The sequence below is a fragment of the Brevundimonas sp. M1A4_2e genome, from assembly GCF_053345555.1.
On record NZ_JBKFAI010000001.1, the window covers coordinates 919,533 to 935,385 of the forward strand.

Annotated in this window: 11 protein-coding genes and 1 tRNA gene; 8 read left to right on the forward strand and 4 right to left on the reverse strand. The window is 67.8% G+C overall.

From position 1 onward, the window contains the following. Positions 1-2 precede the first annotated feature (2 nt). Positions 3-1,619: an ABC transporter ATP-binding protein gene (locus tag ACLBV5_RS04400; protein WP_447604900.1), complete on the forward strand. Its 1,617-nt coding sequence runs from the start codon at positions 3-5 to the stop codon at positions 1,617-1,619. Further along, a complete protein-coding gene (locus tag ACLBV5_RS04405; protein WP_447604901.1) occupies positions 1,616-2,740 on the forward strand; it encodes a P1 family peptidase in 1,125 nt (374 codons plus the stop codon). The genes ACLBV5_RS04400 and ACLBV5_RS04405 overlap by 4 nt, the downstream gene beginning before the upstream one ends. Positions 2,741-2,779: 39 nt before the next feature. On the opposite strand, the gene ggt is transcribed toward ACLBV5_RS04405, so the two are convergent. Beyond that, complete coding sequence (ggt, locus tag ACLBV5_RS04410; RefSeq protein WP_447604902.1) at positions 2,780-4,528, reverse strand: gamma-glutamyltransferase; 1,749 nt, start codon at positions 4,526-4,528, stop codon at positions 2,780-2,782. Between the two features lie 369 nt (positions 4,529-4,897). Here ggt and ACLBV5_RS04415 point away from each other — a divergent pair, with 369 nt between their 5' ends. Together ACLBV5_RS04415 and ACLBV5_RS04420 are read left to right on the forward strand one after the other, a co-directional pair. Further along, entirely contained in the window at positions 4,898-7,954 is a 3,057-nt protein-coding gene (locus tag ACLBV5_RS04415; RefSeq protein WP_278070690.1) for a TonB-dependent receptor plug domain-containing protein, read from the forward strand. Positions 7,955-8,031: 77 nt separating this feature from the next. Continuing rightward, positions 8,032-9,486, forward strand: a complete 1,455-nt coding sequence (locus ACLBV5_RS04420) for an amidohydrolase (protein ID WP_278070689.1) — start codon at positions 8,032-8,034, stop codon at positions 9,484-9,486. 104 nt (positions 9,487-9,590) lie between these two features. Here ACLBV5_RS04420 and ACLBV5_RS04425 read toward each other — a convergent pair whose 3' ends face one another. Then, positions 9,591-11,873, reverse strand: a complete 2,283-nt coding sequence (locus tag ACLBV5_RS04425; protein ID WP_447604925.1) for a S9 family peptidase — start codon at positions 11,871-11,873, stop codon at positions 9,591-9,593. 415 nt (positions 11,874-12,288) lie between these two features. Here ACLBV5_RS04425 and ACLBV5_RS04430 point away from each other — a divergent pair, with 415 nt between their 5' ends. Both ACLBV5_RS04430 and ACLBV5_RS04435 read left to right on the forward strand, forming a co-directional pair. Then, the gene (locus ACLBV5_RS04430; RefSeq protein ID WP_447604903.1) at positions 12,289-13,104 is read left to right on the forward strand and encodes a ferredoxin--NADP reductase; all 816 of its coding nucleotides are present in this window, start codon (positions 12,289-12,291) and stop codon (positions 13,102-13,104) included. A gap of 4 nt (positions 13,105-13,108) precedes the next feature. Continuing rightward, positions 13,109-13,441: a chorismate mutase gene (locus ACLBV5_RS04435; protein WP_447604904.1), complete on the forward strand. Its 333-nt coding sequence runs from the start codon at positions 13,109-13,111 to the stop codon at positions 13,439-13,441. A gap of 7 nt (positions 13,442-13,448) precedes the next feature. Here ACLBV5_RS04435 and ACLBV5_RS04440 read toward each other — a convergent pair whose 3' ends face one another. Then, positions 13,449-13,802 carry an Hpt domain-containing protein gene (locus tag ACLBV5_RS04440; protein WP_447604905.1) on the reverse strand — a complete coding sequence of 118 codons (354 nt, stop codon included), beginning with the start codon at positions 13,800-13,802 and terminating at the stop codon, positions 13,449-13,451. After that, a complete protein-coding gene (locus ACLBV5_RS04445) occupies positions 13,802-15,217 on the reverse strand; it encodes an amino acid permease (RefSeq protein WP_447604906.1) in 1,416 nt (471 codons plus the stop codon). The genes ACLBV5_RS04440 and ACLBV5_RS04445 overlap by 1 nt, the downstream gene beginning before the upstream one ends. 195 nt (positions 15,218-15,412) lie before the next feature. Between ACLBV5_RS04445 and ACLBV5_RS04450 the strand changes: the two genes are divergently transcribed. Continuing rightward, positions 15,413-15,488 (forward strand) — tRNA-Lys (locus ACLBV5_RS04450). An 86-nt stretch (positions 15,489-15,574) separates the two neighbouring features. Then, a partial coding sequence (locus ACLBV5_RS04455) for a CoA transferase (RefSeq protein ID WP_447604907.1) occupies positions 15,575-15,853 on the forward strand: 279 nt, incomplete at its 3' end.

Genomic DNA, 15,853 nt, shown 5'->3' on the forward strand with positions numbered 1-15,853 from the left:
GCATGAGCGTCCTCGACATCCGCGACCTCAGCCTGTCGATCGGCTCCACCCCGATCCTGAAGTCCGTCAGCCTGTCCGTCGCCCCCGGCGAAATCCTCGGCCTCGTCGGCGAGAGCGGCTCGGGCAAGTCCATGACCGCGCTGGCCGTGCTGGGCCTGACGCCGCCGCGCGCGACGATGACGGGCGAGATCCGCCTGAACGGCCAGCTCGTCTCGCACGCGCCCGACGCCGTGATGCAGCAGGTGCGCGGCCGCGACGTGGGCGTCATCTTTCAGGAGCCGATGACGGCCCTCAACCCTGTCATGACCATCGGCGATCAGGTCGCCGAGACGGTGCGCCTGCACAAAAAGGCCTCGCGCAAGGAGGCCCTCGCCGTCGCCCGCGCCGTGCTGGATCGCGTCGGCCTGCCGGCTGAACGTTTCCCCCTGACCCGCTATCCGCACGAACTGTCGGGCGGCCAGAGACAGCGCGTCGCCATCGCCATCGCCATCGCCCTGACGCCCAAGCTGCTGATCGCGGACGAGGCGACCACGGCGCTGGACGTGACGACGCAGGCTCAGGTGCTGGACCTGCTCAAGCGGCTGGTGCGCGAGGACGGCATGGGCCTGATTCTCATCACCCACGACCTCGCCGTCGTGGCCGAAACCGCCGACCGGCTGGCGGTGATGAAGGACGGCGAACTGGTCGAGGAAGCGCCCGTCGACCGCATCCGCACCGGCATGGCGCACGCCTATTCCCAGCGCCTTCTGGCCAACGCCACCCACGCCCCCACGCGGCGCAGCCGCCCGCAAGCCGACGCCGCCCCCGTGCTTCAGGTCGAGGGTCTGGTGCGCGAATACGGCGGCGCGCCCGCCCTGTTCGGCAAGTCCAAAGCCTTCCGCGCCGTCGATCAGGTCAGCCTGTCGATCCAGCCGGGCGAAAGCGTCGGTCTGGTCGGCGAAAGCGGCTGCGGCAAGTCCACCCTCCTGCGCGCCATCCTGGCGCTGGAGACGCCGCAGGCGGGCCGCGTCCGGGTCAAGGGCCGCGACATCACCGCCGCGCGCGGCGCCGCGTTGAAGTCCATCCGGCGAGACATCCAGGTGGTGTTCCAGGATCCCTACGGCAGCTTCGATCCGCGCTGGAAGGTCAGCGATCTGGTGGCTGAAAACTTCCACCTGCTCGACGCCCGCCCCACCCCGCTTGAGGCCCGCCGCCGCGTCGATGAAATGCTGGAGCGCGTGGGCCTGACAAGCAACGCCGCCGACCGCTATCCGCACGAGTTCTCGGGCGGCCAGCGCCAGCGCATCGCCATCGCCCGCGCCCTGATCACCGAGCCGTCGGTCATCTGTCTGGACGAGGCGGTCTCGGCGCTGGACGTCTCGATCCGCGCGCAAATCCTCGACCTTCTGGCCGACCTGTCGGACCGCCTCGGCCTGTCCTACCTCTTCGTCACGCACGACCTCAGCGTCGTGCGCACGGTGACCGATCGCCTGCTGGTCATGCAGGCCGGCAGGATCGTCGAACAGGGAGCGACGGCCGCCGTCTTCGCCGCGCCGTCGCACCCCTATACGCAGAAACTTCTGGCGGCGACGCCGGATCTGGTCCGCAATAGAGCTCTGGAAAAGGAAACCGCCGGATGAACCGCAGAACCGTCCTCGGCTCGGCCCTGATCGGCGTCGCCGCCTCCGCAACGGGCGCTGCGAGCGCCAAACCGGCCGCGCAGTCGGCCGCCCGCGCGTCCGGCCGCACCGGGCCGCTGAACCTGATCACCGACGTCGAGGGCCTCAAAGTCGGTCAGGCGCACGACGCCAAGGTGCGCACCGGCGTCACCGTCATCCTGGCCGAAAAGCCCGCTACGGCCGCCGTGGACGTGCGCGGCGGCGGCCCCGCCGGGCGCGAGACCGACGTGTTGCGCCCTGAAAATCTGGTGCAGGAGGTGGACGCCATCATCCTGTCGGGCGGCTCGGTCTATGGCCTCGGCTCGGCCGACAGCGTGGCCGCCTGGATGGGCATGCGCGGGCGCGGCTACGGCATGGGCGGGGCGCCGGGCGTGCCGCCCTCGCCCATCATCCCGACCGCCTGCCTCTATGACCTTGCCAATGGCGGGAACAAGCAGTGGGAAATGGAGCCGCCCTATCGCCGCCTGTCGGTTCAGGCGCTGGAGGCCGCGGGCGACCGCTTCGACCTCGGCACCGCCGGGGCGGGCTACGGCGCCGAGGCGGGCGCGCTCAAGGGCGGCATCGGCTCGGCCTCGGCCGTCATGGCGGCGGGCTGGACCGTCGGCGCCATTGTCGCGGTCAACAGCGTCGGCTCGGTCGTGGCCCCGGGCGGCAAGAGCTTCTGGGCCGCCCCCTATGAGATCGGCGACGAGTTCGGCGGGCTGGGCTCGTCCGGCCTGCACGCCTCGGCCGAGGACTGGGGCCTGTCCAAGTTCCGGCCCCAGCCGCGCGAGAACACCACCATCGCCTGCATCGCCACCGACGTGGCCCTCACCCGCGTCGAGCTTCAGCGCGTGGCCATCATGGCGCAGGACGGCATGGCCCGCGCCATCCGCCCGGCGCACGCCCCCTTCGACGGCGACACCCTGTTCAGCCTCTCGACCGGCAAGAAGGTGATCGCGGACCCGGCCATGCGCCAGATCGCGGTGGCTCAGCTGGGCAATGTCGCCGCCGACGTCCTGGCCCGCGCCGTGGCGCGCGGCGTCTATCACGCGACCAACTATGAGGGCGTCACCGGCAAGACCTGGCGCGAGATGGCCTGACCCCCTCCCGCCGGGAGAGGGTCTTGATCGGCCGTCGGCTTAGCGGACGCCCAGCGCCAGGGCGTCCGGACGGCGGGTGTCGGCGGCGCCCAGGAAACGATCGCCGTCGACCATGATCGACTGGGTGCTGCCCATCGTCATCGACGGACGCACCGTGTGGCCGCGCTCGCGCAGCAGCCGCTCCACGTCGGGCGAGAAGCCGCCTTCCAGCTCCAGCGGGCTGTCGCCGCCGCCCTGATTCAGGCGCGGCCGCATGGCGGCCTCGGCCACGTTCAGCTGGTGATCGATGACGTTGGAGACCAGCTGCACCATCGTCGCGATGATGTAGCCGCCGCCCGGCGTGCCGGTGACCAGCCACGGCTTGTCGTCCTTGAACACGATCATCGGCGTGATGGTCGAGCCCAGACGTTTGCCCGGCGCGGGCGAGTTCGGCTTGCCTTCAGTCCCCCAGTAGAAGTTGTCCAGGTGGTTGTTCAGCAGGATGCCCGTGCCGACCGGCGCGACGTGGGCGCCGTAGGAGTTCGACAGCGTATAGGTGTTCGACACCGCATTGCCGTAGGCGTCGGCCACCGAATAGTGCGTCGTGTCCTTGCTCTCGAACGGATAGGGATTGCCCTCCGGCACGTCTGCGGCCTTCAGCGTCTTGTCCAGCGAGATCAGCTTGACGCGCTCGGCGGCGAATTCCTTGCTGGCCAGTCCCTTGGCCGGGGTCGTCCACTGCGGCGCGCCGCCGATCAGGTTGCGGTCGGACGAGGTGATCTTCATCGCCTCGGAGATCAGGTGCAGGCTGTCGACGCTGCCCCACCCCATGGCGCGCAGGTCGAAATGCTCCAGCAGGTTCAGCGCCTCGGCGACGCTGACGCCCGAGGCCGTCGGCGGCATGAAGGAGATGCGATGGCCGCGATAGCTGCCCCAGATCGGCTCTGACACATCGGCGCGATAGGCCGCCATGTCTTCCATCGTGATGACGCCGCCGCCGGCTTGGACGCCCGCCACGATCTGGCGCGCCAGTTCGCCCTTGTAGAACTCGTCCGCGCCGCCGCGCGCCAGCTTGCGTAGGCTCTCGGCCAGCAGGGGCTGACGGAAGACCTCGCCCGCGCGATAGGCCGTGCCGTCGGCCTTCAGATAGGCTTCGCGCGCGCCCGGATCGGTCGCCAGGACGCGGGCGCGGCCGCCGGTGGCGTCGGCCTCGCCGTCCGACAGGACATAGCCTTCCTCGGCCAGGGCGATGGCCGGGGCCACCAGATCCGCCCAGGGCATGGAGCCGAAACGCTGGTGCGCCTCCCACAGGCCCATGACGGTGCCCGGCACCGCCACATTCTTGAAGCCCGACGGCTTGGAGCGATCGAACTTGCCGTCCGGCCCCAGCAGCAGGTCAGGCGTCGTCGCCGCCGGGGCCGTGCCGTAATAGTTGATGGCGATGTCCTGAGCCGGACGATCCTTCGTGGCCGCCATGTGCACGACCATATAGCCCGAGCCGCCGATGTTGCCCGCGCGCGGCAGGGTCACCGCCTCGGCGAAGGCCACGGCGATGGCCGAATCCACGGCGTTGCCGCCCTGGCGCAGGATGTCGACGCCGACGCGGGTCGCCGGATCGCTCTGGCTGACCACCATGCCGCCGCGTCCGACCACGGGGCTGTGGATCTGGCCGTAGTTGACGATGTCGCCGCCGCTGCCGGTGGTCGGCCGAACCTGGACCGCCGCCTCCTGGGCGATCCCCGGCGCCGCCAGCAACATCAGGGCCGCCGCCGAAACAGCCGTCGCCGACTTCATCAAACGCACACGCATGGAAAATCCCCGCCTCAAGTCCGCGCTTCGCTGAAGGCTGTCGCCCCCGCAATGCTTTCTTACAGGACAATATTATCAAGAACCCTAGCGATAGCATTGCCGAAAACCGCAGTTCAAGGACGAGGTTGAGTGATTATCACGCCCATTATTTGGGATATCGGCAATATTTTTCCGGCTAAGGTTGACGTGTAGCACTGTGACCGCTTCAAGTCCGAACTGAGGCGATCTCTCCACGCCGCGCCCGATTTCGATTCGTCGATGCGGCGTGCGCCGGGACCGGCCTCTTCGACATACAGATCAGTCAGCGATGCGACCCCTGCCCAAAAACAGGAGCGCAGAACGATGACCACAACGGGGATGATTATTTCTATGAGCACTGTCCTGGCGCGTCGCACCATGCGAACGGCCCTGCTGGCCACCACCGCCTTGTTCGGCGCGACCGCCGCCTTCGCCCAGGAGGCGCAGGACGACGTCACTCAGGTCGAGGAGATCGTCGTCGTCGGCTCGCAGATCCGCGGCTCCAAGGTGACGGCCGCCCTGCCGGTGACCGTCGTCAGCGAAGACGACATCATCGCCGCCGCCCCGGCATCGGGCGACGACCTGTTCCGCTCCATCCCCCAGATGGGCGATGTGACCTTCAACTCCTCCTACCTGCCCTACACCTCGAACGCGGCGCGCGGCGACACCGGCTCGGTGAACCTGCGCAGCCTGGGCATCGGCAACACCCTGGTGCTGCTGAACGGCCGCCGCGTCGTCGGCCACCCGACGTCGCAGGCCAATGAGCACCTGGTGCCGGTCCTGACCTACAACACCAACGCCATTCCGGTGTCGGGCCTGAAGCGCATGGAAGTCCTGCGCGACGGCGCCGCCGCCATCTACGGCGCCGACGCCGTGGCCGGCGTGGTCAACACCGTCCTGCGCGACGACATGGACGGCCTGACCGTCTCGACCCAATATGGCGGCGCCGAAGGCACCGGCATGCGCGAGCTGAACCTGTCGATCTACGGCGGCAAGGACATTCAGGAGGGTCGCGGCAACATCTCGGCCTTCTTCAACTACGACCACCGCGACGAGCTGAACACGCTCGATCAGGACTACACCGCCTCCAACGACCTGACCTCGCTGTTCGCCGGCACGGGCTTTGAGAACAACAGCAGCCTGAACGGCACCTCGCCGCTGACGCCCTGGGGCCGCTTCACGGTCAGCGGCTCGGGCGCCACGATCAACGGCAAGGCCTACAGCGCCTTCACCGTCCTGCCGGGCACGCACAAGGACTGCGTCACCGCCATCGGCGACGGCCTGTGCGTCATGAGCGGCGCCAACCTGCCGTCGGAGCTGAACACGGACATGGCCAAGCTGGGCCTGACGGTCATGCCTGAGGTCGACCGTTTCAACCTGTTCGTCACCGGCAAATACCGCATCAACGACGCCGTGGAGGCCTTCGGCGAGCTGGGCGGCTACTACGCCGAATCCCAGGCCTGGCAGGAGCCGATCGCAACAGCCTCGGCCGTGCCCTTCATCATCCCCGGCACGAACTACTACAACCCGCTGGACGGCAATCAGAACCTGACCCTGACCGGCTATCGGTTCATGGACATGGGCCCGATCAGCGTCAATGTGGTCAACAAGCAGTACCGCATCCTGGGCGGCCTGCGTGGCGACTGGAACGGCTGGAACTGGGAAACCGCCCTGACCTGGTCGGAAGCGTCAGCCAAGGACGTCTCGGACAACATCTCCGCCACCAAGCTGCAGGAGTGGGCCGCCAAGTCGACCCCGGACGCCTACAACTTCTTCAACGGCGGCTCGCTGACCAACCCCAAGGTCGGTGACGACACCCTGTCGAACCAGGCGGCACTGGACGGCATCCGCGTGGACATGGTCCGCAAGACCAAGACCGAACTGGGCATGTGGGACTTCCGCGTCTCGCGCCCCGACGTCTATCAGCTGCCCGCCGGTCCCGTCGGCGTCGCCGCCGGCATCGAGCTGCGCACCGAGACCCAGCTGGACGACCGCGACAGCCGCGTCGACGGCACGATCCGCTTCACCAACCTGCGCGGCGTCCAGTCTTCGGATCTGATCAACCAGTCGGAGAACCCGGACACCTACGGCGAGCGCGACGTCTTCTCGGCCTATGTCGAGCTCGCCGCCCCGCTGATCTCGCCGGACATGGGCGTGCCGCTGGTCCACAACCTGGAAGTCCAGGTCGCTGGCCGCTTCGAGGAGTATTCGGACTTCGGTTCGGTCGCCAAGCCCAAGTTCGCCGCGGCCTGGGACATCGTCGACGGCTTCCGCATCCGCGGCTCGTGGGCCCAAGGCTTCCGCGCTCCGAACCTGGAGCAGATCAACGCCACCGTGATCACGCGCTCGAACACCAGCAACGACTGGATCTACTGCGAGGCCCTGCGCGTTCAGGGCGGCCTCAAGACCGCCACGGGCGCGATCGACAACACCCTGCGCGGCTGCGGCGCTTCGATGAGCTCCAGGGTCGCCGACGAGTTCAAGGCGAACTTCAGCCAGACCCACGCTCGCAAGTCGACGCAGGAGCGCCGCTCGGGCAACCCTGACCTGGCGCCGGAAGAGTCCGAAACCGTCTCGCTGGGCTTCGTCATCCAGCCGCGCTTCATCCCGGCTGAGTTCGGCGACTTCACCTTCACCGCCGACTGGTGGCAGGTGAAGCAGGAAGGCATGGTGGGCCTGTTCCGCGGTCAGAACGCTCTGACGCTGGACTACCTGCTGCGCAAGCAGGGCTCGTTCAACGAGAACGTCGTGCGCGCCGATCCGACCGCCGCCGACATCGCCATCTTCGCCGGCTCGGGCCTCGAGGCGGCGGGCGAAGTCCTCTACATCAAGGACGCCTATACCAACCAGCAGCCCCAGACGGTTGAGGGTCTGGACCTGGGCGTGATGTGGCGTCTGCGCGGCACCCAGTATGGCGACTTCAACGTCAATCTGAACGTCTCGCACCTGATCAAATACTATCTGGACATGGCGCCGGAGACCAAGATGCTGGCCGACGCCCAGGCTTCAGGTCAGCTGGACGAGGCCATCTTCCTGTCAGGTTCGTTCGGCGACATGATCGCCGACTTCGGCCGCCCGGAATGGAAGTGGTCGCTGTCGGCGACGTGGCGCAAGGACGACTGGACGGTCGGCGCCTTCACCCAGTACATCTCGTCGCTGTATGACGACAGCCTGACCAACTCGGCGGGCGATTACTGGACGGTGGACTCGACCATCACCGCCAACCTCTATGCGGAATACGCCTTCGACGGTTCGCGCTTCAGCGAGGCGCTGGCCGGCTCGGCCGTTCGCGTCGGCGTGCGCAACATCACCGACGAACAGCCCCCGCTGGCCAGCGGCGGTTATGTCGGTTCGGTGTACCAGCCCTACGGGCGCTACTGGTACGCCAGCTTCCGCAAGTCCTTCTGATCAGTCTCTGATTGGTTTCGGGGCGGTAGGCGATGACGCCTTCCGCCCCTTTTTTCTGTTTTGCTCACGGAGTTCCCATGAAGCCCGTTTCAATGCGCGTCCTCGCCCTCGCCGCCGCGATGACCAGCCTGCCCCTGGCCCCCGCCGTCGCCGCTGAACTGTCGCCCCAGGCCAGGGCCGAGATCACCTCGACCGTCGAGCGCAACCAGGCCGCCCTGGACCACGCCGCGCTGGAGATTTGGAAGTTCGCCGAGCTGGGCTATCAGGAGACCCAGAGCGCCGCCCTGCTGCAGGATCAGTTGCGCGACGCCGGCTTTGTCATCACTCCCGGCATCGCCAATGAGCCGACCGCCTTCCTGGCCAGCTTCAAGAACGGCGCCGGCCCGGTCATCGCCGTCCTGGCCGAATACGACGCCCTGCCCGGCCTGTCGCAGACCCTGAACCCTGTCCAGGAATCCGCCGGCGGCCATGCGGGCCACGGCTGCGGCCACAACCTGTTCGGCGCCGCCTCGGTCCACGCGGCCATCGCAGTCAAGGACTGGATGGTCGCCAACAACATCAAGGGCGAACTGCGCGTCTACGGCACCCCGGCCGAAGAAGGCGGCTCGGGCAAGGTCTACATGGTCCGCGACGGCCTGTTCGACGACGTCGACGTGTCGCTGCACTGGCACCCCGGCAATGTGAACTCGGCCCGCCAGGGCGACACCATGGCCAACGTCTCGGGCAAGTTCCGCTTCTACGGCACGGCGTCCCACGCCGCCGCCGCGCCCGACAAGGGCCGCTCGGCCCTGGATGGCGTCGAGGCCCTGAACTACATGGTCAACATGATGCGAGAGCACGTGCCGGACCGCACCCGCATCCACTACGCCATCACCGACGGCGGCAAGGCGCCCAACGTCGTCCCGGCCTATGCCGAGGCCTATTACTACGTTCGTCACAACAACCCCGAGATCGTCCGCGACGTGCTGGAGCGGGTGAAGAAGGCGGCGGACGGCGCGGCGCTGGGCACCGGCACCCGTGTCGAGTTCGAGGCCATCGGCGGCGTCTATTCCATGCTGCCCAATCAGGCCCTGATGACGGTCATGGACCGCAACCTGCGCCATGTCGGCGGCATCACCTGGACGCCTGAGGAAACCGCCCTGGCGACCGAAATCCAGAAGACCCTGACCTCCAAGCCGGACCTCGCCAGCGTCGGTCAGATCGAGGACGCCGTGATCGGCGGCGACTTCGGCGGCTCCACCGACGTGTCGGACGTGTCCTGGGTCACGCCTACGGTCGGCCTGTCGACGGCGACCTTCGTGCCCGGCTCTGCGGGCCACAGCTGGCAGAACGTGGTGGCGGCGGGCACGACCATCGGCCTGAAGGGCGCCCATCTGGCGGCCAAGACCCTGGCCCTGACCACCGCCGAGCTGTTCCAGAGCCCGGACACCATCGCCGCCGCCAAGGCCGAGTTCGAACAGCGTCGCGGCCCGAACTTCGAATACCGCGCCCTGCTGGGCGACCGCGCCCCGGCGCTGAACTATCGCGACTAAAATCGCCTGAGGCCGCCTTCTTCCCTTGCGGGAGAAGGCGGACGGATAAGGGGCTGCCGGGCGTCAGGCTCGGCAGCCCCTTTTTCATTCCGCCATAAAAAGCCTCAGTCCGCCTTTACGGGCGCCCGCGTTCCGATGGTGCGGTCCAGGAAGTCCAGGTAGGTCCGCCACTGGTGCAGCTGGCGATCATTGCCCCGGATGCCGTGGCGCTGGCCGGGATAGAGCATGGTCTCGAAGGGAATGCTCTTTTCCTGCAGGGCGTTCAGCACCCGCGTGGTGTTCTCGAAGATGACGTTGTCGTCGGCCATGCCGTGCATCAGCAGCAGGCGGCCCGTCAGCTTATCGAGGCGCCCCAGCACGTCCGACGCGGCGTAGCCCTCCACGTTCGCCTGCGGCGTCGACATATAGCGCTCGGTATAGGCGGTGTCGTACAGGCTCCACTCCGTCGGCGGCGCCCCCGCCAGCGCCGCCGCCAGCCCCATCTTGGGCTCCGTCAGCGCCATCAGGCTCATGAACCCGCCGTAGGACCAGCCCATCATGGCGATCCGGCCAGCGTCGACATAGGGCAGCGAGCGCAGATAGTCCGCGCCGATCACCTGATCCTCGATCTCGGGCTGGCCCATCTTCAGATAGAGGGCCTGCTTGAAGGCGGCCGAGCGGTCGCCCTCGCCCCGGTTGTCCAGGCGGAAGACGATGTAGCCCGCCTCGGTCAGCAACTGGTTGGTCGCGCCCTGCCAGGCGTTCTTGACGCCGCCGCCCGACGGGCCGCCATAGACCTGCATCACCACCGGATACTGCTTCGACGGATCAAAGCCCGGCGGCGTTGTCATCTGCCACACCAGGGTCTCGCCGTGGCTCTGCAGGGTGCCGAAAGTCGGCTTCTGCTGGCGCTCGGCGTAGGGCCAGAAGGGGTGGCCGGGCTGGAGCCTGTTCTCTTCGATCCAGCGCACCCGCTGCCCGTCGATCGAATACAGGGCCGACTGCGCCGGGGTGTTCACGTCGCTGTAGTTGCCGACATAGGCCGTGCCGGTGCCGTTGACCGTGGCGCTCCACCAGCCGCCGCGCGGCGTGACTTCGGTGGGGTTCAGCGTGCGCTTATAGCTGGCGCGGAACAGCTGCTGCTCGATCGGGTATTCCTTGCCGTCGCGCATGGAGGCGGTGAAGAAGACCTCGCCCGTCTCCTGGTTGACCCCCGCCAGCGACTTGACCGGATAGTCGCCGCGCGTGATCGCGCGCAGGCGGCGGCCGTCCTTGGCGTAGAGATACAGGTGGCGCCACCCGCTCTCTTCGCTGGACCAGATGAAGTTCCCGTCCTTCAGCGCCTTGAAGTCGTGGGTGACGTTGACCCAGGCCTTCGAGGTCTGGCTGGCGATCACGCGGCTGGCGCCCGTGGCCGGATCGACGCTCAGCAGGTCCAGCCGCTTCTGGTCGCGCGACAGGCGCTGGACGTAGGCGACCGAGCCGTCCGCCGCCCAGTTCACCCGGCCCAGATAGATGTCGGTATCGGCGCCCAGGTCGACCTTGACCCGTTGGCCGCTCTGCACGTCCTGGACATAGAGCTCGACCACGGCGTTGGGCCGTCCGGCGCGGGGATAGCGCTGCTGGGCGACCGAGGCCCCGCCGCCGGTGATGTCCAGACGCGGGATGACGTCGACCGTGCTCTCGTCCGTGCGCTGCAGGGCGATGTAGCGCTCGTCCGGGCTCCACCAATAGCCGGTGTCGCGGTCCAGCTCTTCCTGGGCGATGAACTCGGCCGTGGCCCAGGTGATCAGGTCCTTGCCGTCGGTGGTGATCGCCTGTTCGGCGCCCGTCTCAAGGTTGATCAGGAACAGATTCTGATCCCGCACGAAGCTGACGAAGGCGCCCTTGGGCGAGACCTTGGCGTCGATCTCGTCCGCCGTGGTTTCCGTCAGGCGGCGCACGCTGCCGTCGGCGCGGTTGGCTAGGAAGACGTCGCCTTCCAGCGGCGCCAGGATATAGCGGCCCTGCTCGTCCCACGAATATTCGACCACGCCGCGCTGGGAAATCCGCATCCGCTCGCGTCGCGCCTTCTCGGCCTCGGACAGTTCGCCCGCGTCGGGGACCAGGGCGCGGGCGTCGATCAGCTTGAACGGTTCGCCCCCCTTCACCGGCGCGGCCCACAGGTCCAGCACGTCCACGTCGTCCTCGCGCGAACGCAGGAAGGCGACCAGTTCGCCGTCCGGCGACAGGCTGACGCCGCGCGCCACCGGCCCGGCCAGCGACGGATTGGAGAAGACCCGCTCGACCGTCAGGATCGAGGACGCGGGCGCCGCAGCGGCGGGCGGCGTCGCGGGCTGCGGCGTGGATTGGGCGAAGGCCGAGGTCGCAGCCATCAGGATCGTCGAAGCAAGGAGAAAAGTGCGCATGGCGGCGAAGCTAGAGCCGGAATCCTCCGTCGTCATCCCTTCTTTCGCCCGCCCCTGCTTCATCGCGGACGGAGGCTCGCCCCGATCGGCCAGCCTACCCTGCCGCCTGTGCTAAGCTCCCCCCAGCCACGAGAGACACGACCGCCCGACGCAGGAGAATTTCAGACGATTCAGACGAATTGGACTCTCTTTTTCTTCCTTCTCCCCTTGTGGGAGAAGGTGGGCGCCGGAGGCGCTCGGATGAGGGGTGTCGGCGCGACGCCCGAAAGTCATTCAAGACAGGTCCGCGTCCGTCCGGATATCGAAGCGTTCACACCCCTCATCCGTCAGGCTCCGCCCGCCACCTTCTCCCACCAGGGGAGAAGGATCGCCGCACCACCTTTCGCAATCGCCCTCGACCGCCTAGTTAGGCCCCATGTCTGACGCCTCCCTCGCCGCGCCGCCCGTCAAGGCCAGTCCGTTCCATGAGTTGGAAGTCCTGTGGGTCCGCCACTGGAACGACCAGTTGTTCAGCTTCGCCCTGAAACGGCCCGAGGATTTCCGCTTCCGTTCGGGCGAGTTCGTGATGATCGGCCTGCCGGGCGAAGACGGCGGCAAGCCCGTGCTGCGCGCCTATTCGATCGCGTCGCCCTTCTGGGCCGAGGAACTGGAGTTCTTCTCCATCAAGGTCGAGGACGGCCCTCTGACCTCGCGCCTGCAGAAGATCGTCGCGGGCGACAGCGTGCTGATGGGCAAGAAGCCGACCGGCACCCTGGTGCTGGACGCCCTGACCGGCGGCGAGCGCCTGTGGCTGATCGGCACCGGCACGGGCCTGGCGCCCTGGCTCTCGGTGGCGCGCGATCCGGAAACCTATTCGCGCTTCAAGCAGGTCATCGTCTGCCACACGGTGCGCAATGTCGCCGACCTGGCCTACCGCGACTTCTTCAGCCACGAGATCCACGACGACCCGCTGATCGGCGACGAGGCCAAGGCCCAGCTGACCTATTATCCGACCGTGACGCGCGAACGGTTCGAGACGCCGGGCCGGATCACCGACCGCATCAAGTCGGGCGACCTGTTCGCCGACCTGCAGCTGCCCATCGGCTTCTCGCCCAACAGCGACCGCGTCATGCTGTGCGGCTCGATGGCCATGATCAAGGAGACCGGCGAACTGCTGGAATCCTACGGCCTGAAAGAAGGCTCGAACGCCGAACCCGGCGACTATGTTCTGGAGCGCGCCTTTGTCGGCTGACCTGATGACCTCTCCCCGCACCGTCGCCATCGACGAGCGCAAGGCCCCGGAAGACTGCGTCACCATGGTCGACGTGCGTCAGGGCGTGGATGCGCTGGACCGCGCGCTGGTGACCCTGCTGGCCGAGCGTCAGCGCTATATGGACGCCGCCGCGCGCATCAAGCCGAGCCGCGACGCCGTCTTCGATCAGGCCCGCATCGACGACGTGGTGGCCAAGGTGCTGGCGGCGGCCGCGCCTGCCGGCCTGTCGCCCGACATCGCCGAGCCGGTCTGGCGCCTGCTCATCGACCGCTGCATCGCCCACGAGTTCGGAACCTGGGACCAGACGCGGGTCTAGCCTCGCTTCAGCCCTTCAGGCTTATGAGCGCCAGTTCATGGCGATAGGCCGCGACATCGGCCAGGGCCGCGTCCAGCGCCGTACGCACCCGTTCCAGGCCCGCCGGGGCGGCCGCCCGCTCGCCATGCTCCACCTCGGCGCAGATCTGGGCCAGAGCCTTGGCCCCGATGCCGGCCCCCGCGCCGCGAATGGTGTGCACGGCGTCGCGCCAGCCCTCGCTGGACGCATCCAGCAGGGCCGACCACATGCGGGCCTGTTCAGCGAACAGGCCCAGCACTTCTTCCGTCACCTCATCCATGCCGCCGGTCATGGCTTCGAGGACGGTGAAATCCACCGCCCCCGACAGGTCGCGCCTGGCCATTAACCCTCAGCCTCTTCGCCCTTGGCGAGGCGCGAGTTACGCGACGACCAGACCAGGTAGACGGCCAGGCCGAACAGGTTCCACAGCAGGAAATACAGCTGCGTCGAGCTCTTCAGGCTGAAGAAGAAGACGATGCAGCCGATGATGGCGACGCCGCCGACCAGCGGCCACAGCGGGGCCTTGAACTTGCGTTCGCGGTTCGGCTCACGCACGCGCAGCACGATCAGGCTGATCCCCACGGCCATGAAGGCCATCAGGGTGCCGGCGTTGGCCAGCGACGCCAGTTCGTCCAGACGCATGATGCCCGCCAGAACGGCCACGACGATGGCGGTGAAGACCGTCACCACCGTCGGCACGCCGCGGTTCGAGATCTTGGCCAGGCGGTTGGGCAGCAGGCCGTCGCGGGCCATGCCCAGGAAGATGCGGCTCTGGCCGAACAGGAAGGCCAGCAGCACGGTCGGCAGGGCCACCACGGCGGCGGCGGCGATCCACTGGGCGGCGACGCCCTGACCCAGGCCGCGCATGATGTGGGCCAGGGGCTCGGGGCTATCGGCGAAGCTGGCGACCGGGGCGGCGCCGATCGCGGCGGCGGCGACGGCGATATAGAGGACGGTGCAGACCACCATCGAACCGACGATGCCGATGGCCAGGTCGCGCTCGGGCTTCTTGGTCTCCTCGGCCGCCGTGGCGATGGCGTCAAAGCCGTAGAAGGCGAAGAAGATGATGGCCGCCGCCGCCATGACGCCCGTCTGAACAAAGGGCGCGCCGAAGCCGTAGGGCATGAAGGGCGTGAAGTTGGCCGCGTCGAAGCGCGGCAGGGCGATGGCCACGAAGGCCACCAGGGCGGCGATCTTGATGACCACCAGCACGGCGTTCAGCGTCGCGCTCTCCCGCGTGCCCAGCAGCAGCAGGCCGGTCACGATGCCGATGATGAAGACCGCCGGCAGGTTGATCAGCCCGCCCTCGACGTGCGGACCGACGGTCAGGGCGAACGGCAGGTCGATCCCCAGCCCGGCCAGGAAGGGCGCGGCATAGCCGGACCAGCCCACGGCCACGGCCGAGACGACCAGGGAGTATTCAAGGATCAGGCTCCAGCCCACGACCCAGGCGAAAATCTCGCCCAGCGCGGCATAGGAGTAGGTATAGGCGCTGCCCGACGCGGGCATGATCGTCGACAGCTCGGCATAGGCCAGGGCGGCGCAGGCGCACACCAGACCGGCCAGGGCGAAGCTGATCAGCACCGCCGGACCCGCCAGCCCCGCCCCGACCCCGATCAGAGTCAAGATGCCGGTGCCGACGATGGCGCCGACGCCCAGCGCCATAAGGTGCGGCCAGCTCAGGGTCTTTTTGAGCCCCGGCCCCGAACTCGGGGCCAGCATCGCGTCGATCGAGCGACGACGGTTCCAGAACGCCATAATCTTTACTCCCCCTCGCCGCGTCTTCCGGCGGCTGATTCAAGGCGCGACCTTAGCGCGCGTTGCAATCATGATAAAAGACGCATTTGACGCTTGCACAGCCCCATCGCTGCGAGTAATAGGAGCGCCCTTCGCCGAGGTTGTTCACAACGCAGCGAAGGGCCGGCGCCACACCAAGGGCGCAGACGACGGTACGGGTGATTAGCTCAGTTGGTAGAGCAGCTGACTCTTAATCAGCGGGTCCACAGTTCGAACCTGTGATCACCCACCATCGTCTCTTTAATTCCTTCATCGCTGAAGACAGCCGCCCAGGCGGCAGGCCATCCGACCGCCGCCGGTTTCTGCTAGAAGTCGCGCATGTCCGACCCCGTCTCGATTCCCGCCCCCGCCCCTGCTTCTTTTGGCCCGCTTCACGGCGTGCGGGTTCTGGACCTGTCGCGGGTGCTGGCGGGGCCTTGGGCGACGCAGACCCTGGCCGATCTGGGGGCCGAGGTCATCAAGATCGAGCGGCCGGGCGCCGGCGACGACACCCGCCACTGGGGCCCGCCCTTCACCACCACGGCCGACGGCGCGCCCGGCGACGCCGCCTATTTCCTGTGCGCCAACCGGGGCAAGAAGTCGGTCGAGCTGGACATC